General features: G+C 71.8%; 19 protein-coding genes. 2 read left to right on the top strand and 17 right to left on the bottom strand.

Annotation, left to right across the window (positions count from 1 at the left end; translation table 11 throughout):
• Nucleotides 1-2: 2 nt before the first annotated feature.
• From ABZ948_RS10670 to ABZ948_RS10600, 15 genes are all read right to left on the bottom strand, one after another.
• Nucleotides 3-1,523 (bottom strand): glycoside hydrolase family 43 protein, encoded by a 1,521-nt coding sequence (locus ABZ948_RS10670; RefSeq protein ID WP_359758552.1) that lies wholly within the window; start codon nucleotides 1,521-1,523, stop codon nucleotides 3-5.
• The gene (locus ABZ948_RS10665) at nucleotides 1,520-2,368 is read right to left on the bottom strand and encodes a DUF6807 domain-containing protein (protein WP_359758551.1); all 849 of its coding nucleotides are present in this window, start codon (nucleotides 2,366-2,368) and stop codon (nucleotides 1,520-1,522) included. Before ABZ948_RS10665 ends, ABZ948_RS10670 begins: the two co-directional genes overlap by 4 nt.
• Entirely contained in the window at nucleotides 2,365-3,546 is a 1,182-nt protein-coding gene (locus ABZ948_RS10660) for a Gfo/Idh/MocA family protein (RefSeq protein ID WP_359758550.1), read from the bottom strand. The genes ABZ948_RS10665 and ABZ948_RS10660 overlap by 4 nt, the downstream gene beginning before the upstream one ends.
• Nucleotides 3,543-4,829, bottom strand: a complete 1,287-nt coding sequence (locus ABZ948_RS10655) for a pectate lyase family protein (protein WP_359758549.1) — start codon at nucleotides 4,827-4,829, stop codon at nucleotides 3,543-3,545. Before ABZ948_RS10655 ends, ABZ948_RS10660 begins: the two co-directional genes overlap by 4 nt.
• A complete protein-coding gene (locus tag ABZ948_RS10650; protein WP_359758548.1) occupies nucleotides 4,826-5,722 on the bottom strand; it encodes a carbohydrate ABC transporter permease in 897 nt (298 codons plus the stop codon). Before ABZ948_RS10650 ends, ABZ948_RS10655 begins: the two co-directional genes overlap by 4 nt.
• Nucleotides 5,719-6,654 carry a carbohydrate ABC transporter permease gene (locus ABZ948_RS10645; RefSeq protein ID WP_359758547.1) on the bottom strand — a complete coding sequence of 312 codons (936 nt, stop codon included), beginning with the start codon at nucleotides 6,652-6,654 and terminating at the stop codon, nucleotides 5,719-5,721. The genes ABZ948_RS10650 and ABZ948_RS10645 overlap by 4 nt, the downstream gene beginning before the upstream one ends.
• 139 nt (nucleotides 6,655-6,793) lie before the next feature.
• Nucleotides 6,794-8,524, bottom strand: coding sequence for an L-arabinonate dehydratase (araD, locus tag ABZ948_RS10640; protein WP_359758546.1), 1,731 nt, complete (start codon nucleotides 8,522-8,524; stop codon nucleotides 6,794-6,796).
• Entirely contained in the window at nucleotides 8,521-9,432 is a 912-nt protein-coding gene (locus ABZ948_RS10635) for a dihydrodipicolinate synthase family protein (RefSeq protein ID WP_359758545.1), read from the bottom strand. The genes araD and ABZ948_RS10635 overlap by 4 nt, the downstream gene beginning before the upstream one ends.
• Nucleotides 9,429-10,088 (bottom strand): GntR family transcriptional regulator, encoded by a 660-nt coding sequence (locus ABZ948_RS10630; protein ID WP_359758544.1) that lies wholly within the window; start codon nucleotides 10,086-10,088, stop codon nucleotides 9,429-9,431. The genes ABZ948_RS10635 and ABZ948_RS10630 overlap by 4 nt, the downstream gene beginning before the upstream one ends.
• Before the next feature lie 149 nt (nucleotides 10,089-10,237).
• The gene (locus tag ABZ948_RS10625) at nucleotides 10,238-10,849 is read right to left on the bottom strand and encodes a TIGR03086 family metal-binding protein (protein ID WP_037756976.1); all 612 of its coding nucleotides are present in this window, start codon (nucleotides 10,847-10,849) and stop codon (nucleotides 10,238-10,240) included.
• A gap of 242 nt (nucleotides 10,850-11,091) precedes the next feature.
• Complete coding sequence (locus ABZ948_RS10620; RefSeq protein ID WP_359758543.1) at nucleotides 11,092-12,390, bottom strand: YrhB domain-containing protein; 1,299 nt, start codon at nucleotides 12,388-12,390, stop codon at nucleotides 11,092-11,094.
• Nucleotides 12,391-12,393: 3 nt separating this feature from the next.
• Nucleotides 12,394-12,711, bottom strand: a complete 318-nt coding sequence (locus tag ABZ948_RS10615; protein ID WP_037756979.1) for a YrhB domain-containing protein — start codon at nucleotides 12,709-12,711, stop codon at nucleotides 12,394-12,396.
• Nucleotides 12,712-14,460, bottom strand: coding sequence for a putative T7SS-secreted protein (locus ABZ948_RS10610; protein ID WP_359758542.1), 1,749 nt, complete (start codon nucleotides 14,458-14,460; stop codon nucleotides 12,712-12,714).
• On the bottom strand, nucleotides 14,460-15,131 hold the full coding sequence (locus ABZ948_RS10605; RefSeq protein ID WP_359758541.1) for a hypothetical protein: 672 nt from the start codon (nucleotides 15,129-15,131) through the stop codon (nucleotides 14,460-14,462). The genes ABZ948_RS10610 and ABZ948_RS10605 overlap by 1 nt, the downstream gene beginning before the upstream one ends.
• Nucleotides 15,128-15,502 carry an SseB family protein gene (locus ABZ948_RS10600; RefSeq protein ID WP_359758540.1) on the bottom strand — a complete coding sequence of 125 codons (375 nt, stop codon included), beginning with the start codon at nucleotides 15,500-15,502 and terminating at the stop codon, nucleotides 15,128-15,130. Before ABZ948_RS10600 ends, ABZ948_RS10605 begins: the two co-directional genes overlap by 4 nt.
• A 442-nt stretch (nucleotides 15,503-15,944) precedes the next feature.
• Between ABZ948_RS10600 and ABZ948_RS10595 the strand changes: the two genes are divergently transcribed.
• Complete coding sequence (locus tag ABZ948_RS10595) at nucleotides 15,945-17,183, top strand: MFS transporter (RefSeq protein ID WP_359758539.1); 1,239 nt, start codon at nucleotides 15,945-15,947, stop codon at nucleotides 17,181-17,183.
• Here ABZ948_RS10595 and ABZ948_RS10590 read toward each other — a convergent pair.
• Complete coding sequence (locus tag ABZ948_RS10590; RefSeq protein ID WP_359758538.1) at nucleotides 17,120-18,283, bottom strand: hypothetical protein; 1,164 nt, start codon at nucleotides 18,281-18,283, stop codon at nucleotides 17,120-17,122. The two genes, ABZ948_RS10595 and ABZ948_RS10590, sit on opposite strands and share 64 nt — an antisense overlap.
• Entirely contained in the window at nucleotides 18,280-19,221 is a 942-nt protein-coding gene (locus ABZ948_RS10585; RefSeq protein ID WP_359758537.1) for a 5-dehydro-4-deoxyglucarate dehydratase, read from the bottom strand. Before ABZ948_RS10585 ends, ABZ948_RS10590 begins: the two co-directional genes overlap by 4 nt.
• Before the next feature lie 222 nt (nucleotides 19,222-19,443).
• Here ABZ948_RS10585 and ABZ948_RS10580 point away from each other — a divergent pair, with 222 nt between their 5' ends.
• Nucleotides 19,444-20,253 carry an NAD-dependent epimerase/dehydratase family protein gene (locus ABZ948_RS10580; RefSeq protein ID WP_359758536.1) on the top strand — a complete coding sequence of 270 codons (810 nt, stop codon included), beginning with the start codon at nucleotides 19,444-19,446 and terminating at the stop codon, nucleotides 20,251-20,253.
• The last annotated feature ends 34 nt before the right edge of the window (nucleotides 20,254-20,287 follow it).

The raw sequence follows: 20,287 nt of genomic DNA, 5'->3' as shown, positions 1-20,287 counted from the left end.
ACTTATGAGGGCGTGACTCTGAACCGCGTGAAGGTCGCGGCTCCGGCGTGCCCGCCTCCGGCGGGCGCGAGGGCGAACAGGCCGAGCAGGGCGCCGACCCAGCGCCAGGGGGTGGCGGCGAAGACCGGGCCGGACGGCCGGAAGCCGTCGCCGGTGTCGGCCGAGAAGCGGCAGCGCGCGCCGGCGCCGATCTCGATCCGCAGCCGGGCCCGGCCGTCGGGGGCGAGCCGGGCGTGGTCGGCGTCCCGTTCCCGTTCGGCGACGCCCTCCGCGAACCGGTGCACGAGGTGCACGGCCCCGTCGGCGCCCCGCTGGAGCCCGATCCAGGAGAACGCGTCCCCGAGCACCGCGAGCCCCGCCCGCGCGCCCGGCTCGTCGCTGTCGAGCCGCAGCTCCACCTCGGCCGCGCAGGGCTTGCCGGGCAGCCGCTGGGTGAGGACGTTCGGGAGTCTGCGCAGGTCGTGCGCGTCGGCCGAGCGGACGCAGGTCAGGCGCAGCCCGTCCCCGGAGTGCTGGGTGGCCCAGCCTTCGCCGGGGTTGGCCGTCCACTGCCACTGGCGGCCGAACCGTCCGCCGGGAAAGTCGTCGTCGGTGGCCGGCGCGGCGGGCGGCTGCGGCGGCAGGGCGGGGCGGCGGTGTGCGGTGACGGGGGCGCCGTCGTCCCCGAGCACGGGCCAGCCGTCCGGGCCCCAGCACATCGGCTGGAGGTGGACGACCCGGCCGTAGGGGCCGCGCTGCTGGAAGTGCAGGAACCAGTCCTCGCCCGACGGGGTGCGCACCCAGCCGCCCTGGTGGGGGCCGTTGACGTCGGTGTCCTTCTGCTCCAGGACGATCCGCTCCTCGTACGGCCCGAAGAAGCCGCGCGAGCGGAAGGCGCCCTGCCAGCCGGTCTCCACTCCCCCGGCCGGGGCGAAGATCCAGAACCAGCCGTCGTGCCGGTAGAGCTTGGGCCCTTCGAGGGTGAACCAGCCGGGTATCCGGTCGCCGTCGACGATCACCTTGCCCTCGTCGAGGAGTTCGGTGCCGTCGGGGCGCATCCGGTGGCCGGTGAGCCGGTTCTTGATGCCGGAGCGGGACTTGGCCCAGGCGTGGACCAGGTAGGCCTCGCCGGTCTCCTCGTCCCACAGGGGGCAGGGATCGATCAGGCCCTTGCCCGCCTTCAGCAGGTGCGGGCGGGTCCAGGGGCCCCTGATCTGTGGGGCGTTGACCTGGAAGATGCCCTGGTCGGGGTCGCCCCAGAAGATCCAGAAGCGTTCGTCGTGGTAGCGGAGGGACGGGGCCCAGACGCCGCAGTCGTGCCGGGGCGTGGCGAACGCCGCGGCCGGTTCGAGGCGTTCGAGGGCGTGGCCGACCAGGGTCCAGTCGACCAGGTCGCGGGAGTGCAGCAGGGGCAGGCCGGGGGCGCGGCCGAAGCTGGAGGCGGTCAGGTAGAAGTCGTCGCCGACGCGCACGACGTCGGGGTCGGACCAGTCGGCGTCGAGGACGGGGTTGGTGTAGGTGTCCCCGGTCGTCTCGGCGGTCACGGGCTCACCGCCTTGCGGACGAGGGCCGCGGCGGCGTCCCGGCCGAGGCGGCCGTCGGCGACGACGGTGACCACCCGGCGGACGACGGTCTCGCCCGGCGGGATCGGCAGCCGCTCGTCGTGCGCCAGCGAGGAGCCGACGCCGGGGTACTCCTCGGTGCGCACGAACCACGGGTCGCGCCGGGTCTGTTCGGTTGCCCCGGCGAAGACCAGCGTCCAGCCGGCCCCGGCCAGGGCGAGCCAGTCGGCGCGCCTGCCGTGTGCCCCGGCCTCGCCCTCGGTGTCGGCCGTGAAGACCTCCGGCGCGGCGGCCTCCTTGCGGGCCCGCCAGAAGAAGCCGCCGTAGGCCGCGCCCGGGCGGCCGTTGGTCGCGGGGCTGCCGATCGACAGCGGGCTCTTCGTGACGTTGGTGAGGGAGAAGGTGAGGTCCAGCGCCCAGGCCTGGTCGGTGAGTTCGGTGGCCGCGACCGTGCGGCGCTCGCGCAGCAGTTCGCCGCCCGCGGCGACCCAGCGCAGCTCCTCCACGAAGCCGTCCGGGTCGCGCAGCTGGAAGGCGACGTGCCGCTGGGAGCCGTGGTTGTCCAGCTCGGTCGGGCCCTGGTCGCGGACGTAGGTGCGTCCGCCCCAGAAGTTGGACCCCTCGACGTCGGGAACGGCGACACCGACGCCGAGGTGGTGCGCGTGGTCGGCGGGGCTCAGTTCGGTGACCGCCGTGCCGGCCAGGGTGGTGACGGGGTGCAGATAGGGCCGGGGGGAGAGCCGGCCCGGCAGCTCGGGCCGGGTGACGTACCGGCCGACCGGCCGGCCCGCGACGCGCAGGACCGCGGTGTCGCTGCTGCTGGTCATCTGGTGCTCACCTCTTTCGACAGGTGCTCCGTGGCCCAGGGGGCGCCGAGTTCGGAGTAGAGGGAGAGGGTGTCGGCGGCGGCCGCGACGAGTCCGTCGATGCCGGGCACCACGCGGCGGTTCTCGCCGGGGATCCGGTGCCAGGCGGTGTCCGGCAGCGGCGCCGGGTCGGGAGCGGTGCGGATGGCCTCCACGACCTTCATGAAGGCGCCGGTCTCGTCGGGCGGGACCAGCAGGGCGGCGCCGGTGGTGAGGTGGTCGACGAGGTTCTCCAGCAGGTCGGTGCGGCCGTGCTCGAACTCCTCCGGGCCGTGCCCCGCGCGCTGGAGCAGCACGCGGTCCTGCTTGTACCAGAAGGTGATGCGGCCGCTGCTGCCGTGCACCAGCACGTACGGCTCGTCCGCCTGCTCGGCGCACAGGGTGGCGGCGACGGTGACCGGGTGGCCCTGCGCGGTGGTGATCCGGACGCAGGAGGTGTCGTCGGACTCGATGGCGTTGGCGCGCAGCAGCTCGGTCTCGATGGCGGTGACGTCCTCGGCGCGGGTGCTGCCGCCGAGGGCGAGCGCGGTGGCGACGGCGTGCGCGAGGGGGTTGGTCAGCGCCCCGTCGATCACGTCGACGCCGTTCATCCGCCGCTTGCCCGCCCAGGGGGCCCGCCGGAAGTAGTCCTCGTCCCGTACCCACGCCCCGGCTCCGCCGAGCCCGACCAGTTGCCCGATCGCGCCCTGGCCGACCAGTTCGCGGACGGCGGGCAGGGCGTGGGAGCCCAGTGACTGGAAGCCGATCTGGCAGACGACTCCGGCCGCGGCTACCCCGTCGGCCATCCGGCGGAACTCCGCGTACGAGGGGGCGGGCGGCTTCTCCAGGAGGAGGTGCACGCCCCGTTCGGCCGCGGTGAGCGCGAGGTCGGTGTGGGTCGGGATCGGGGTGCAGATCACGGCGATCCGGGCGCCGGTGGAGTCCAGCAGGGCGCCGAAGTCGGCGGACTGCTCGGGGGTGCCGAGGTCGCCGAGTTCGTCCTCGGTCAGCGGCGTCAGCTCGCAGACGCCGACCAGCCGGACGAGGCCCTTGTGCTGCAGGCGGCGGATGTTCTCCACGTGCCAGCGGCCGTGACCGCGGGCACCGGCGAGGACGACGGGCACAGGTGTGTTCATGGCGTCGATCATGCGGCCGGTCATGGGATCCTCCCCGCTCCCGCGCCGCGGGCCACCGCCCGGTCGGCCGTGGCGGCGCTGTCGATCGGCCCGTGCAGGACGGGCGTCCAGCCGACGTCGGCCGTCAGATCGCGCTCGCTGCCGGAGTTGTAGGCGTTGTAGATCATGAGCAGGTCAACCGGAAAGCCGTTGAAGAGCGTGCCCTCCTGGTGCAGGGCGCTGCCGTTCCAGCTCTTGACGAGGTCGGCGACCTCCACGTGGCCGGGCGCGTGGAAGGCGTTGTTCTCGGCGTGGATCCCCGACTCGGTGGAGACGCCGAGGGAGTAGCGGTAGTCGCCGTCGGTGATGTCGTAGCGGTTGTTGTAGAGGTGCACCTGGCCGAAGCGGACGCGCGGGGCGCGCTGGACGACCGATTCGAAGGCGTTGTGGTGCAGGGTGACGCGGAGTTTCCCGCGGTCGCCGGTGGCGGTGTCGCCGTTGCCGATCAGCATCGCCTTGTCGTGGTCGGTGAACCGGCTCCAGGAGACGGTGACGAGGTCGGAGCCGTTGGTGATGTCGAGCAGGCCGTCGTGGCGGAGGTAGTTGCGGGCGAAGTGGGTGGGTTCCTTCGCGTCGGGGTGGCCCTTGTCGGAGGCGGTGATGTGGTCGATCCACACATGGGTGGCGCCGGCCAGCCAGAGGTTGTCGTAGGCGGCCTTCCAGTCGCCGAGGCCGCCGGTGTTGGGCTGCCAGACGGGGAAGCAGTCGTAGGCGTCGCGCAGTTCGAGGTTCCGGATGATCACGTTGTCCGCGTCGCGCACCTGGAGGGCGGCGCCCTTGAGGACCGCCGAGTCGCCGAGGCCGACGATCGTGGTGTTGGAGCCGACGGGCAGCACGATCCGCTCGGCCTGCCGGGCGGCGGAGGCCTTGCGGGCCTCCTCCTGCGGGCCGCTGGGCTTGGCGGCGCCCCAGGTGCGCGGGTCGTAGGCGGCGAGGTACTTCTTCAGGCTGTAGCCGCCGGTGGCGTAGTCGGCGCAGTCCAGGCGGTCGCCCTCGTCGTCGGTGTTGGCGTCGATGGTCCCGGCGATCCTGATGATCTTCGGGGTGTCGCTGCCGCCGTCCAGGGCGCGGACGAGACCGGCCCGGTCGGTCACCGTGTGGACGTGGTCGGCGTCGGCGGCCGCGCCCCCGGTGGTGCCCTGTCCCTCGGAGGCCCAGCCGTCGTCGGCGGGGAGGGTGTCGCGGCCGATGTCCCGGGCCTCGGCGTGGGCCGGGACGCAGAGCACCCCCAACAGGCCCGCCGTGACGGCCAGTCGTCCGAGTCTCATCCCTTCACCGCCCCCGCGCTGAAGCCGGTGATCAGCCACTTCTGGATGAAGGCGAAGACGATCACGACCGGCACGGCCGCGATGATGCCGCCCGCCGCCAGGGCGCCCAGGTCGACGCTGTCCGCGCTCATCAGGGTGTTCAGGCCGACCGGGATGGTCTGCTTGTCCTGGTTGTTGAGGAACATCAGGGCGAACAGGAAGTGGTTCCAGGAGTGCACGAAGGCGAAGGAGCCGACGGCGATCAGGCCGGGCCGCAGCAGCGGCAGCACCACGATCCGGAAGGCCGTCATGCGGTTGCAGCCGTCCACCCAGGCCGCCTCCTCCAGGGAGTACGGCACGTTCTTGATGAAGTTGCTGATCAGGATCATCGACAGCGGCAGCTGGAAGACCGTCTCGGCGAGGATGACACTGCCGAGGCTGTTGATCATCTGGAGTTCGGCGAAGATCTCGAACAGCGGGACCAGCAGCAGCGCGCCCGGTACGAACTGGGAGCAGAGCAGGCCCAGCATGAACGCCCGCTTGATCTTGAAGTCGAACCGGGCGAGGGCGTAGCCGCCGGCCAGGGCGACGAGGGTCGTCATGACCAGGGTGGCGACGCCGACGAGCACGCTGTTGGCGAAGTAGGTGCCGAAGCTGCGCTCCGTCCACACCTTCTCGAAGTGGTCGAAGGTCATCGGCCAGGGCACCAGCGACGTCGAGCCGGCCGGGCGCAGGGCGAACAGCAGGATCCAGTAGAAGGGGATGAGGGTGAAGACCAGGTAGATGCCCAGGGGCAGGTAGATCTGCCAGCGGGGTGCCTCGTCCCAGGCCCGGTTGCGCTTCGCCGGTCGCGGCGGTTCGGGGGTGGCGCGCACGGGGGCGGGCGCCGTCTTGGTCGCTTCCTTGACGCTCACTTGCTCTCGCCTCCGAACTTGCTCAGCCGCAGGTAGACCATCGAGCAGAAGAGCAGGATCACGAACGCCACCGTGGTCAGGGCCGACGCGTAGCCGAAGTTGTGGGCGTCGACGGAGGTGTTGGCGATGTACAGCGGCAGGGTGGTCGTCTCGCCCGCGGGTCCGCCGCCGGTCAGGGTGTAGAGCAGGTCGACGTTGTTGAACTCCCACACCGCGCGCAGCAGCGTGGAGAGGATGATGGCGTCCTTCAGGTGCGGCAGCGTGATGTGCCAGAACTGCTTGATCCGGCTGGCCCCGTCGACCTCGGCGGCCTCGTAGAGGTCCTTGGAGACGGACTGGAGGTCGGCGAGGATGAGGATCGCGAAGAACGGCACTCCGCGCCACAGGTCGGCCACGATCGCCGCCGGGAAGACGGTGGAGGTGTCCGAGAGCCAGCTCGTGCCGTAGGAGCCGATGCCCAGGTCCGCGAGGTAGCGGGTGATGCCCGTCTGGGAGTTGTAGAGCAGCACCCAGATCGCGGAGGTGAGCACGCCGGAGACGGCCCACGGGGAGAAGACCAGGGCGCGTCCCAGGCCCCGGCCCACGAAGGTCTGGTTGACGATGAGGGCCAGCGCGAGACCGAACAGCAGCTGGAGTCCGACCTCGACGACGACCCACTTGGCGCTGAAGACCAGGGTGTCCCAGAAGACCGGGTCCTCGGTGAAGGCGTGGACGAAGTTGTCGAAGCCCGCGAATCCGTTCCGCCACGGCTTGGTGGGGTTGTAGTTCTGCAGGCTGTAGTAGAAGACGCTGACGACCGGGTAGGCGATGAAGCCCAGCATGAGCAGGGCGGCCGGCGCGATCAGCAGGTACGGGAGCCTGCGCGGGGTGGCGGAGGCACGGCGCCGCCGGGGTGGCGCGGGCGGTTTCGCCACGGCTGCGGCTTGGGCCATGACTGTTCTCCGTTCTCAGTACGTCGTGGTACGTCGTGCTCGGTACGTGCGCGGGAAGCGCTTTCTCCCTGGGCAGGGTCGTGCCGGGGTCGTGCTGAGGTGCGTGGGTGGTGCGGAGGTGCGTGGGCGGTGCGGCCGTTCAGCTCGCGTACGGGTCGGCGACGCGGCCCGGGCGGGCGAGGAACTCGAAGTCGCAGCCGGTGTCGGCCTGCGTGATCTGCTCGTTGTAGAGCGCGCCGTAGCCGCGCTCGTACCGGGCGGGCGGCGGTGTCCACTCCGCCCTCCGGCGCTCCAGCTCCTCGTCGTCCACGTTGAGCTGGAGGGTCCTGGCCTCGACGTCCAGGGTGATCGAGTCACCGGTGCGGACCAGGGCCAGCGGCCCGCCGACGTACGACTCGGGCGCGATGTGCAGCGCGCACGCGCCGTAGCTGGTGCCGCTCATCCGGGCGTCGGAGATCCGGACCATGTCCCGCACGCCCTGCTTCAGCAGGCGGTCGGGGATCGGCAGCATGCCGTACTCGGGCATGCCGGGGCCGCCCTTGGGTCCGGCGTTGCGCAGCACCAGCACGCTGTCGGCGGTGATGTCCAGCGCGGGGTCGTTGATCGTGCGCTGCATGGTCTTGTAGTCGTCGAAGACGACCGCGGGACCGGTGTGCTTGAGCAAGTGACGCTCGGCGGCGATGTGCTTGATGACGGCGCCGTCGGGGCAGAGGTTGCCGCGCAGCACGGCGACCCCGCCCTCGGCGGCGACCGGGTTCTCGCGGGTGCGGATGACGTCGTCGTCGTGGACGACGGCGCCCGCGAGCTGCTCGCCCAGGGTGCCGTTGACGGTGGGCCGGTCCAGGTGCAGCAGGTCGGTGATCCGCGAGAGGAAGGCCGGGAGGCCTCCGGCGAAGTGGAAGTCCTCCATGAGGTACGTCTGTCCGCCGGGCCGGACGTTGGCGAGCACCGGCACGGTGCGGGCGATGCGGTCGAAGTCGTCGAGGGTGAGCCGGACGCCGGCGCGGCCCGCCATCGCGATCAGGTGGATGACGGCGTTGGTGGAGCCGCCGAGCCCGAGCACGGTGGTGACGGCGTCCTCGAAAGCCTCGCGGGTGAGGATCCGGGACGGCTTGAGCGCGGTCCAGGCGAGTTCCACGGCGCGGCGCCCGGAGGCGGCGGCCATCCGCTCGTGCCCGGAGTCGACGGCCGGGATGGAGGAGGCGCCCGGCAGCGTCATGCCGAGGGCCTCCGCCGCCGCGGTCATCGTGGAGGCGGTCCCCATGGTCATGCAGTGACCGGGTGACCGGGCCAACCCGCCCTGCAGCTCCCGCAGTTCGCAGTCGGTGAGGTTGCCCGCGCGGTGCTCGTCCCAGTACTTCCACATGTCGGTGCCGGACCCGAGGGTCTCGCCGCGCCAGTGGCCCGGCAGCATCGGCCCGGCGGGCACGAAGAGGGCCGGCACGTCGGCCGAGGCCGCGCCCATGAGCAGCGCGGGCGTCGACTTGTCGCAGCCGCCGAGCAGCACGGCCGCGTCGACCGGGTACGACCGCAGCAGCTCCTCCGTCTCCATCGCGAGGAGGTTGCGGTAGAGCATCGGGGTCGGCTTCTGGTACGTCTCGGAGAGCGTGGCGACCGGGAACTCCAGCGGGAAGCCGCCGGCCTGCCACACGCCCCGCTTGACCGCCTCGGCGCGCTCGCGCAGGTGGACGTGGCAGGGGTTGATGTCGGACCAGGTGTTCAGGACGGCGATCACCGGGCGGCCCTGGTACTCCTCGGCCTCGTAACCGAGCTGCCGCATCCGGGCGTTGTGCGACCAGGTGCGCAGCTGGCCCTCGACGCCGTACCACTGGTGGCTCCGGAGCTCCTCGGGACGCAGTCGGCCGGTCATATCGACCACCCCGCGGCGATCGCGGCGACCTCGGCGCGCTCGTCCTCCCGGAGGGTCCGGCTCGGTGGGCGGACCTCGCGGCGGCACAGTCCGAGGGAGGCGAGGGCCTCCTTGACGACGGTGACGTTGTTCGCGGAGCCGTTGGCCGCTCGCAGTTCCTCGAAGCGGCGGATCTGCTCCCAGACCTTCATCGCGGCCGGGTAGTCGCCGGAGCGCAGCGCCTCGATCATGTTCAGGGAGACGGCCGGGGCGACGTTGACGAGCCCCGAGGTGAAGCCGGTGGCGCCCGCGGAGAAGTAGGAGGGGGCGTACGGCTCGGCGAGTCCGGCGACCCACACGAACCGCTCCAGGCCCGCGTCCCGGGCGAAGGCGGCGAACTTGGCGGCGTCCGGGACGGCGTACTTCACGCCGATGACGTTCGGGCAGGCGTCGGCGAGTTCGGCGAGGCGGGCGCCGGTGAGCTGCGCGTTGCGGATGTACGGCACGACGCCCAGCTCGGGCACGGCCTCGGCGACGGCGCGGTGGTAGTCGACCCAGCCGGCCTGGGAGACGTACGGGTGGACGGGCTGGTGGACCATCACCATCTGGGCGCCGAGCTCCCGGGCGTGCCGGGCCGAGGCGACGGCGGTCGGGATGTCGTGCCCGACGCCGACGAGGATGACGGCCCGGTCCCCGGCCTCGTCGATGGTCAGCTCCGTGACGAGCCGGCGCTCCTCGGGGGTGAGGGCGTAGAACTCGCCGGTGTTGCCGTTCGGGGTGAGGGTGGTGATGCCGCCGTCGAGCAGACGGCGCAGCAGGGCCCGGTAGGTGTCCGGCGCGACGGAGCCGTCCTCGGCGAAGGGGGTCACCGGGATCGCCACCACGTCGGCCAGGGCCGCCCGCTGGGTCTCGAACGCCACGCTGCTCATTCCTGACCTTCCTGTTCCAGTGCTGCCTCGGGGAACGCGCGCTGCACGAAGGACGCGATGTGGCCGTGGAGCGCGCGGGCCGCGCCGTCGGCGTCGCCGTCGAGGGCGAGCCGGAGGATCTCGCGGTGCTCGCCGGCCTCCCGCTCCCAGGAGGGCGAGGCGGCCCAGGCGACGGCGGAGACCAGGGCGGCCTGGTCGCGGACCTCGTCGAGCATCCGGCCGAGCAGCGGGTTGCCGCAGGGCAGGTACAGGGCGCGGTGGAACTCCCGGTTGGCGAGGGAGCGTTCGGCGGTGTCGGTGGCGGCGTCGGCCCGGGTCAGCGCCTCGCGGGCGGCGTCCAGGGAGGCGCCGCGCTGCACGGCCCGCTTCAGCGCCTCCGGCTCCAGCAGCAGCCGCACGTCGTAGACCTCGCGCGCCATGTCCGCGTCCACCATGCGCACCGTGACGCCCTTGTACTGGCTCATCACGACCAGCCCGGTCCCGGCGAGGGTCTTCAGCGCCTCGCGCACCGGGGTCTTGGACACCCCGAACTGCGCGGCGAGCTCGGTCTCGACCAGCGCCTGACCCGGCGTCAACTGCCCGGTGAGGATGCGGTGTTTGATCCCCTCCAGCACGTACTGCGTGCGGGAGGGGATCGGCGTGGGCACAGAGGTCATGCGCGCCTCTCGGATCTCGCGTCTCGGTGGATCGCGTATCGGATCTCGCGTATCGCGTCTCATATATGACGTACGAAGTACGACGCGATGACGGTAGGAGGGCGCGTGGGGTTCGTCAATGCTTTCGGCAAAGAAACAGCAATCGCTTTCTACAGGTGAGGCGCCCACTCCGGATCCCGCCCGCTGAGCCCCACCGCCCGGGCCAGCAGGGATGCCTCTGGCCCGACCGTGACGACGGGCCCGAAGATCGCGCCGCGGTCGGGGTCGTCGACGGACGCCGCGAGGAAGTCGTGGCAGACCCGGAGCGCGGCCGGGTCGGGGTCGTAGCGTTGACCGGTGGCGCGGGCCAGGTCCCAGCCGTGGACGACCAGTTCGTCGGTGGCGACGAGACCCGCGATCTCGCCGGGCAGGTCCACGCCCCCGGCGCGGGTCATGCCGGTCCAAGCGGCCGGGTCCCGCCAGGCCTCGGCCAGTTCGGCGAGGACGTTGGGCAGCTCCTCACGCCAGCCGGGCGCGAGGTCCGGGAGCGCGGACTGCGGGCTGGTGTCGGTGGTGACACCCAGGTCCTTGCGGCCGGCGTCACGGAAGGCGACGGCCAGCCCGGCCAGGTGGCCGAGCAGGTGGCGCACCTGGTACTCGGGGCAGGGGGTCGGGCCCGACAGCTGCTCGTCGGTGACGCCGGCGACGAGGCGCGCCAGTTCCTGCGCGTGGGGTCCGAGGTCGAGGGTCGGGCTGGTCGTGCCCGTTGTGCTGTCGGTCATGGGGCTGCTCCTCCGGGTGTCGTCCGGAAGGTAGACCGGAACCGGGCGCAGAACTCATCGCCCGCCCGACGCTTTCCCGCGTCCCGTCTCTGGTCCCATGTCGCACGGGCCGGCCGGTGGGATGGGGCGTAGCGCGACGGCCCACCGGTCGGGATGACGCCCCCCGACGGCCCGGGCGAGACGCGCGTCGCCCCGGCCATCGGAGGCCGGGTGCTCGTCGGCGCTGCCTGCCCGGACGTCCCTCAGCGGTACCGGACGACGTGCAACCGGTGGACGCCCGTCGGGTCCAGGACGGCCGGCTCGCCCGACGCGCCGTCGACCAGAACGACGCCGTCCTCCAGGCGGAGCGCGTTCACCAGCTGGCCGACGGCCTCGCGGCCCCGGCCGTCCGTACGGCGAGCCCAGATCAGGGCGCGGGCCGCGACGGGCAGTGCGGAAGCCGCCTCGACCGCCGCCGCCCAGTCCTGGTGCTCGGACACGGACAGCACGGGGCCGAGGTCGGCGAGCGTCGACTCGAACCACGCGGCGCGGGCGGGAGACGGTGGCTTCGGTAGGTCCGCGCTTCCGACGGTGCCGCCCGCGTCCCACCGGGCGAGCCAGCCCCACGGGTCGGCGTTGGGCAGGCCGAAGGGTGCGGCCTCGTCCTTGGGGACCACGACCGTCGCGTCGAGCATGCAGTCCCGCCAGTGGCCTTCGCGCAGGAAACGGCTCGTGTTGCAGGAGAAGACCCAGCCGCGCGTGGTCTCGTCCTGCGCCGTCGGAGCGTGGAGCTCCACTTCGCCGTGGTAGGCGTCCTGAAGCCAGCGGCGTGCTTTGTCGACCGCGGAGGCGAAGTCGGGCGCCGCGTGCTCCCACGGGGTGAGGCGCGGCGTGAACGCGCCGGGCAGCGCGCGGAGCAGCACGAGCTCACGGACCAGGGACGAGTCGAGGCGGGCCAGAGAGGAGGTCAGCGCGTCGAGGAGAACCACTTGTCCCTTGTGGTTGTGCGCGTAGAGCAGGTTGCCGGTCGCCTCGTGGCCACCGACCTCCCGGCGGACCCAGACCAGGCCACGGGTGTCCGGCCCGGTCTGTGTGACCGCCCGGATCACGTCGTCCCAGTCGCCGACCCCGACTCGCGTGAATTCGGGGAAGTAGCGGCGCGTGAGCCGGTCCCACCAGCCGGGTGCCTCGTCCGACGGCTGCCAGGGCAGGGGGGTGGAGGGGGCGCCGTTGATCGTGGAGTGCAGAGTCACGACACATCCGCGGATGTTGATCCGACGGGGCTGCGTCTCGACCCGGCGAGCCGCGTCTTCCGGTGCCACGGGTTCCAGGTCCGCGAGTGGGGCACTGGGCGCCGGGTGGAACGGGGTCCCGCCGTCCTTGGGGACGACGACCGACGCGGCCATCATCGGCGTCTCCGGAAACCCCGGCTGCGGCAGCGGTCGGCAGGCCATCAGCCATGCGGCCGCCGTTTCGTGCACGGGGTGCCCGACGGCCAGCCCCACGAGGCCGCCGTAGGTGGCGTTCAGCCAGGCGGTTGCCCTCTGGTCGGGACTCGACATCCCTCAGTGCCCCCTCTTCGGCGGCCATCCATGGGGCCATTCACCCGTCGCGCGGAGTTCCATGTACTTGTCCGCCGGAAGGTAGGTCGGGGAGAAGTGCGGATCGGTGCCGTCGTGCGGTACCACGATGAGCGACGTGAACGGAGCCTGCGTGGGGTCGCCCGTGTCGATGTGTTCCTTGAAATCGAAGCGCACGGTCCAGCCGTAAGGGAACCGGATCGCTGTTTCCGGCAGCATTACTACAGAATCGGGCTTCTCAGGGAAAGCCTTGGTTTTCAGGTATTCGGCGGCCGCCGCCACGGCCTCGTCACGACTCAGCACTCAGGAGCTCCCATCGCGGTAAGGAATGTGTCCGATCGATGACACATTTTTCTCCAGCATTCCGAGGGTTCCTGACTGCCCGTCGAGGAAAACGACCCCGTGCTTGGTGTTCACGGCATTGAAGACGTGGGCGCTGCCGTCGGGTCGGCTCACGTACACGGCGCTTCTCGAACCCTCTCCGCGCGCCTGGAGGTCTCGGATGATGTCATCGTAGCTCTTGACCATGTCATAGTGCCCCTTGGCCCTGTCCTTGAGGCCGAGTTGCTCCGGGGGAATGTGATCCGGCTGCAGCTTGGGCGCCGCACTCACCTCGACCCCGTCCAGCCTGCGGTCCACGGAGACGACGTTATGGCTGCAGTTGTCTCGATAGCCAGGAGTATCGGTACTGTTGACGTCCTTCAACCACGGATATTCGCTGTCCAGAAACTCCTGGGCCTTCTGTGGGTCCACGGAGTCGTAATGGATGGCTTTTTCCTTGACGTGGTCCGTGGACCGTGCGAGGTCGCTCCAACTCTTGGGCGCCGCGTCGGCGGCCTCGTCCGCGACCTTCGCACCGTTGGGTACGGCCTTCGCGGCTCCCGCTCCCGTCTCCATCCCCTCCCTCACCGCAGCGCGCAGACCACCCCGCGCCAGCCCCGCGCCCTTCGTGCCGATGAGCTCGGGTACGAGGCGGCCGATGAATTCGGACGGATCCTTCTTGAAGCCCTCCACCGCTGCGTTCAGCGCGCGCTCGGGGTGGGCCGCGGTCGAGACCAGGCCGGAGAGCGTCAGGGAGATGTTCTGGAGGTACTCCGCCGGGTGGGTCAGGTTGTAGGGGTCGACCGGGTTCAGGCCGCGGGCGAAGCTGACCAGGCCCGCCGTGCCTTTGACGACACCGCCGACGAAGTGGTTGAGCTCGACGCCGGTCGCCACGAGGCCGTCGACCACGTTGCCGGTCAGGCGGTCCAGCGGCGGCGGCTCCGCCGGGGCGTGGGCGAGGGCCTTTCTGACGTCCGCCTCGGCGTCACCGGCGGCGGTGTTCCGTTGGGCGCGGGCTCGGGCCAGCTTCTCTCGCGCCTGCCGGATGGTCTCCCTGCCGGGGTCCTGGAACGGCCCTGGCATGGGCCCGGGGTCCTGGTCCGCCCGCACCTTGGCGTTGTAGGCGTCGACCTTCTGGTTGTACTCCCCGATGGCCTTCTCGGACGCGCTTTTGCCACGCGCGTACAGCTCGATGGCCTCCTGCGCCTGCTGCTGCGCCCACTTCACCGTGCCCGCATAGGCGTCCAGCGCGGATGCGGCGGCGGCGCATGCGTCGGCGGCCTGGAACCACTTCGAGGGGTGGACGCCGAACTTCTCGCGGAACGTGTCCCCGGCCTCGCCGCGCCAGGCGGAGGAGTCGACCTTCTTCATCCCCGAGCCGACCTTGTCGAAGGCGGCGGAGAAGTCCCGCAGGTGCTTGGCACTGCTCCGGATCTTCTCGGGGTTGCCGTGGATCAGCTCGTCGGCCTCCTCGGTCCCGCCGAGCTGCTGCTCGCCCGGTGTGGCTCCGAGGTCGGACGCGACCTCGTCGCCCCAGTCCTGGACCGCGTCCGCGGCACCCTCCAGGCCGACCCGGTCAAGGCCGTCACCGAGCCGGTCGGTCCCCCAGTCGACGCCCTCGCCGACGACCTTCTTTCCGGCGTCGACACCGTCCTCGAGAGCGGTCAGGCCGTCGTTGACGCCGTCCTTCACTCTGCCCAGGCCGCTGCCGAGGTCGTCGAGGACGCCCATCAGCCCTCACCCCCGCCGCCCTGCGTACGGGCACGCTCCTCCGGCGAGGGGCCGAACTGCTCGTCCAGCATCCGCTCCCACGCGGCCTTTGAGATCCCCGAACGCTCACGGATGTTCTCGGGCGCCAGCGACCCCATGCCGGCCAGGTTCTCCGACGTCATGACGTCCCGGCCCGCGTCCCGCCAGCCCTGGGCGCTGGTCTCCCAGGCCCGGTCGAAGGACTCCTTGCTGTAGTCGGCGTCCCTGATCTGGGTGACCGGGTTGTCCGACCAGACCTCTCCCCAGTCCTTGCCGGTGATCTCGTCCTCCGAGGCGTGCGGATTGCCGATCACCGAGTTGACGCCGACCTTCATCGCTCCTGCGACGTACTGGTCGGTCTCGTAGTACGTCCCGGCCGCGAGCCCCGTCTTCAACGCGAACCCGTTGCCCTCCTGGATCAGCGAACGGACGCCCCACTCCCACCGCTCGCAAAAGGACCCGAAGGCGCCGGTGAGGCCTTCCGCCCCCAGCTCCAGACCGGACAGTGCGATGTCTCCGAAGCCACGGCCCGCGCCGGCCTCACCGACCATGCCGAGCTCTTTCAACTCGCCCAGCGCCGCCGTCAGTCCCTTGGCGATCTCGTCGAGACCGATCGCCGTCAGATCATCGCCGTTGCCGGCGCCCCCCGTCATCGAGGCGTCCCTCCTTGCTGTACATGGTCCACTGCGAACGCGTCGGGCACGATTCCGGTCACCGGCGGGAGCAGCAGCGCGTGTTCGGCACCGTCGGCCGCGTCCAGAGCAACTCCGCACGGCACACCGGCCTTCGGTACCGCCAGATCCAACAGCCGTGCCCCCAGGACCGTTTGGTACGTCCACTCCCGGTCGGCCTCGTCCCGAGCGAGCGCGTACCGGGCCAGCGCCGACTCGTCGGAGAAGGCCAGGATCCAGCGGATCCCGCCGAAGTCGGCGGTGAGCCAGCCGCCGTGGTACAGCGGCACCAGCACCGCCGCGTCCCGGAACGCCTCCAGCAGCACGGCGAACTCGCTTCGCCCAAGGGCCACTTCCTCCTCGGCGGGCTCCGGCGCCTCGACGGCCTCCGATGCCTCAGGCGGTCGGGGAGCACCATCCGGCTCAGCCGGTCGATTCCCCTCGTGAGAACCGGAGTTCTCGGTGATCAACTGCCGCCCCGGAGCCACGGGTGGCTCGGGCCTCAAGGTCATCTCTGCGTACTCGGCAAGTCGGGACCGCCGAATCGGCCCCTCCGAGCCACCCCCTAGAGCTGTCACGACGCAACTTTTTCATGTGCCGCACCAGCGCTCCTCCTCCACCTCATGGATCACCTCGGTCACACACAAGATCGATACGCAGCTGTCACGATTTCCCGACCAGGTCGGGGCGTGAAGGAAGCGCCGGAGGGAGTGGGCCTCCGACCGCAGGACCTTCGGCTCCTTAAGGAACCTGCCCGATCCGCTCCCCGGGTCCTTAGCCGCACCATGGCCAGGCATGACGACCAAGACGACGTGGCCCCTCGTCCGCGTCCTGCGCGATCGCGACTCCGGGCTCTACCTCTGCGCGGTGGTGGTCTCCGGCTTCGGCACCTCGGCCCTGTGGCTGGCGTCCGGTGTGTGGGTGAAGGACCTCACCGGCTCGGACGGCCTGGCCGCGCTGTGCCTGCTCGCCATGTGGCTGCCGACCCTGGCCGGACCGCTGCTGGGGACGCTCGCCGACCGGGTCCGCCGCAAGCCGCTGCTGATCGGCGTGAACCTGCTCCTGGGCGCCCTGCTGCTCACCCTCGTGAGCGTCGACTCGCCGGGCGACCTGTGGCTGCTGTACACGGTGCTGTTCGTGTACGGGGCGGCGGGTGTCGTCCACGACGCGGCCGAGTCGGCCCTGGTCGCGACCGCCGTCGACCCGTCCCTGCTCGGCGACTTCAACGGTCTGCGCATGATGGCCGGCGAGGGCATGAAGCTGCTGGCCCCTCTGGCGGGCGCGGGCCTGTACGCGGCGTACGGCGGCGCGAGCGTCGCACTGCTGGACGCGGTGACGTTCGCGCTGGCCACGGGGCTGTACGCGCTGCTGCGCGGCCGGGAGGCGAAGCCCGCGCCGTCGGCCCGGAACCACCGGCGGCGGACCGCCGAGGGTGTCCGCCACATAGGGGCGCACCCCATGCTGCGCCCTCTGGTCCTGGCGGGCGGCGCCACCATGCTGTGCGCCGGCCTGAACGGGGCGATGGTGTACGCCGTCGTCGACGATCTCGGGCGCTCCCCCGCCTACGCCGGTGTGCTGTATGCCGTGCAGGGCGCCGGTTCGGTCGCCGTCGGCCTGCTCTCCGGTCCCGCCCTGCGCCGCCTGGGCGAGCGGCGTTTCGCGGCGTACGGCATCGCCCTGCTGGCGTTCGCGGTGGCCCTGCGGGCGGTGCCGTACGACCCGTCGGCGCTGGTGTGCGGCGCGGCGATCGGCGCGGGCCTGCCGGCCGTGCTGATCGCCACGCTGACCTCGGTGCAGCGCGAGACGCCCGGCCCGCTGCTGGGCCGGGTCACCGCCACGGCCCACACCCTCGTCTACGCGCCGAACGTGGTCGGGCTGGCCGCCGGGGCGGCCCTGGTCGGGCCGGTGGGCCACCGGCTGGTGCTGGTGGCCCTGGGCGTGGGCCTGCTGGTGACGGCGGCCTGGCTGTTTCAGAGCCCGGCGAGGGCGGAGCGGACCGTCTCCAGGTCGCCGTCGGACGCCAGCCCGGCGTGATACAGCCGCAGTTCGGTGGCGCCGAGGCGCCGCGCCCCGGCGGCGTCGGCGGCGAGGGTGCCGGGGCTGCCGCCCATGCCGGAGACGACGGTGAAGTTGGCGGCGATGACGGCGCCCTTCCGGCCCTGCTCCGCGAACGGCGTCAGCGTGCCCGTGCCGCCCGCGCAGGGGACGACCACACCGTCCGCGACGGACAGGATGTGCGCCGGGTCCACGCCGGGGTTGGCGCCCACGTGGTACGAGACCGGGTCCGCGTGCAGCAGCACCTGGAAGCCCTCGGGCGCGGCCGCCCGGACCGCCGCGACCGCCTCCTCCTGGAGCGTGCGGGCGGTTTCGTCGCGGTACGCGCGCGTGGTGTTCGCGAGCGTCTCCCCGAGGAGCTTCTCGATGCCCGGCCAGCCCCCGTCGGACGGCGCCCCCTGCCAGACCGGTTCCAGCGCGGTCCGGACGGCGGCGGCCAGCCGGTCCGCGTCCAGGCCGTGCCGGCCGTAGCCCTCCCGGCAGGACGGGCAGAAGCAGAGCGCCATCAGGTACTGCCCGGCGTCCCCGAGGCCGACGCCGCCGGTCTTGTCGTGGGCGTGCAGATGCTGGAGTCCGTACCAGCCGAGGGACTCCAGTTCGGTGCCGCGCGCCCCGGGGCGTACGGCCGCCTCCGCCGCCAGGTCGGTCAGGTACGCGCGCGTGGCGGGCTGCGCGATGCAGGGCGCCCAGGGGTAGCGGTCGCCGTAGGCGTTGACGACCGAGGTGTCCGGGTGCTCCGCGCCCATGCGGGAGTTGTGGGCGAGGACGACCCAGGTGTGCACCTCCAGGCCGGCGTCGGCGAGCGCGGCGGCGGCCTGGCCGAAGGCGTCGCCGGGCGCCCAGTCGCCGGCCGCGTAGGGGCGCAGTTCCCGCCCGTCCCAGCGGTCGTCCGCCGGGTAGAGCACGGCGGCGTGTTCGGCGGTGACGATGCGGTGGCGCGGGTGGCGGGGCGTGAGCGCGCGGGTGGAGTGGTAGGCGGCGGCGAGCGTCACCTGCGCCACGCCGAGCGCGGCGATCCGCGCGGGCGCCTCCGGGTCCCCGTTGACGTCCCAGGGGTAGACGAATGCCGACGCCTTCACTTGGCCTCCTCCAGCAGCGCGTAGCCGCGTTCGATCAGTTCGGCGAGCTGCTTGACATGATCCTCCGTCGGCTCGTGCAGCGGGGGCCGGACCTCCCCCACGTCCAGTCCGCGCAGCCGTACGCCGGCCTTGACCAGGGCGACGGCGTAGCCGCGGCCCTGGGCGCGCAGTTCGACGAACGGGCGGAAGAAGCCGTCCAGCAGCTTCTCCACGGTGGTGTCGTCGCCGGTCCTGAGGGCCTGGTGGAAGGCGAGGGCGAGTTCGGGCGCGAAGCAGAACACGGCGGACGAGTAGAGCGTGACGCCGAGGGCGCGGTAGGCGAGCTGGGTCTGCTCGGCCGTCGGCAGGCCGTTGAAGTAGAGGAAGTCGCCCGGGACCTCGGTGCGGACGGCGCTGACGATGCGCTGCATGAGGTCGAGGTCGCCGAGCCCGTCCTTGAGGCCGACGATGCCGTCGGTGCGGGCCAGTTCGACGACCGTCTCCGGGGTGAAGACGGCGTTGTCGCGCTGGTAGACGACGACCGGAAGGGCGGTCGCGGCGGCGACCTCCCGGTAGTGCCGCAGCAGCCCCTCCTGCCCGGCGACGACGAGGTACGGCGGCATGGCGAGCAGCCCGTCCGCTCCGGCCGCCTCGGCGAGGCGGGCGTAGCGCACGGCGAGGGCGGTGCCGTACCCGGCGCCCGCGACGACCGGCACCCGCCCCTCGGCCGCCTCGACGGCGGCCCGTACGCAGGCCTCGAACTCCTCGGGCGTCAGCGCGTGGAACTCGCCGGTGCCGCAGCAGGCGAACACGGCGGCGGCTCCGGCCTCCACCCCGCGCCGGACATGCGTGCGGTAGGCGTCGAGGTCCACGGAGCCGTCGGGTCCGTAGGCGGTGACCGGGAAGAACAGCGGCCCGCTGGGGACGTTGAGTCGAGCGGCGAGAGGGGCTGGCGTCACAAGCTCTCCCGGTTCCATATTCATGATTGGCGTCTACATTTCTGAACACCACCACGCTAAGGTGCCGTCTTGGCGCCGGTCAAGCGCGCACACGCGCGTCACACCAGCGGATTCGCCCCCTCCGCGGCACACTTGACGGGTTCCGCCTCCCCTCCTTAGCGTGTCCACGCATATGAATGCCGTGCGCCCATGTGCACTGCTGGCGATCAAGGAGACCCGAGGATGCCCGCTCCCCGCACCGTCCTGCTCACCGGCGCCGCCGGCGGCCTCGGCACCCTGATGCGGGATTTGCTCCCCCAGTACGGCTATAACCTGCGCCTGCTCGACCTGCGCCCGGTCGAGGGCGCGCCCGACGCGATCATCGCGGACCTCGGGGACAAGGACGCCGTACGCGAGGCGGTGCGGGGCGTCGACGCGATCATCCACCTCGCGGGCATCTCCCTGGAAGCCCCCTTCGAGAAGATCCTCAAGGCGAACATCGAGGGCACCTACCACCTCTACGAGGCCGCCCGCGAGGAGGGCGTCGGCCGGATCGTCTTCGCCTCCTCCAACCACGCCGTCGGCTACACCCCGCGCCCCCAGGGCGACGACCCCCTGATCCCGATCGACACCCCGCGCCGCCCGGACACCTTCTACGGCCTGTCCAAGTGCTTCGGCGAGGACCTGGCGCAGCTCTACTGGGACAAGTACGGCCTGGAGACGGTGTCGGTGCGGATCGGCTCCTGCTTCCCGGAGCCGACCAGCGTGCGCATGCTCTCGGTGTGGATGAGCCCCGCCGACGGCGCCCGCCTCTTCCACGCGGCCCTGACCGCCGAGCACGTCGGCCACACCGTCGTCCACGGCTCCTCCGCCAACACGCGCCTGTGGTGGGACCTCACCTCCGCCCGGGCACTCGGCTACGAGCCGCAGGACGACTCCGAGCCCTGGGCCGAGAAGCTCATCGCCGAGCAGGGCGAGCTGGACCCGGAGAACGAGGCACACGCCTACCTCGGCGGCCACTTCCCGACGGACCCGCCGATCTGGCCGTACTGACCGAAACACGTCGTCACATACGGGGGGCGGGCAG

Source organism: Streptomyces olindensis, from assembly GCF_040645895.1.
GTDB classification, from domain to species: Bacteria; Actinomycetota; Actinomycetes; order Streptomycetales; family Streptomycetaceae; genus Streptomyces; species Streptomyces olindensis.
Note: the sequence above shows the minus strand (reverse complement) of the source record. Positions and strands in the feature narration are given on the sequence as shown.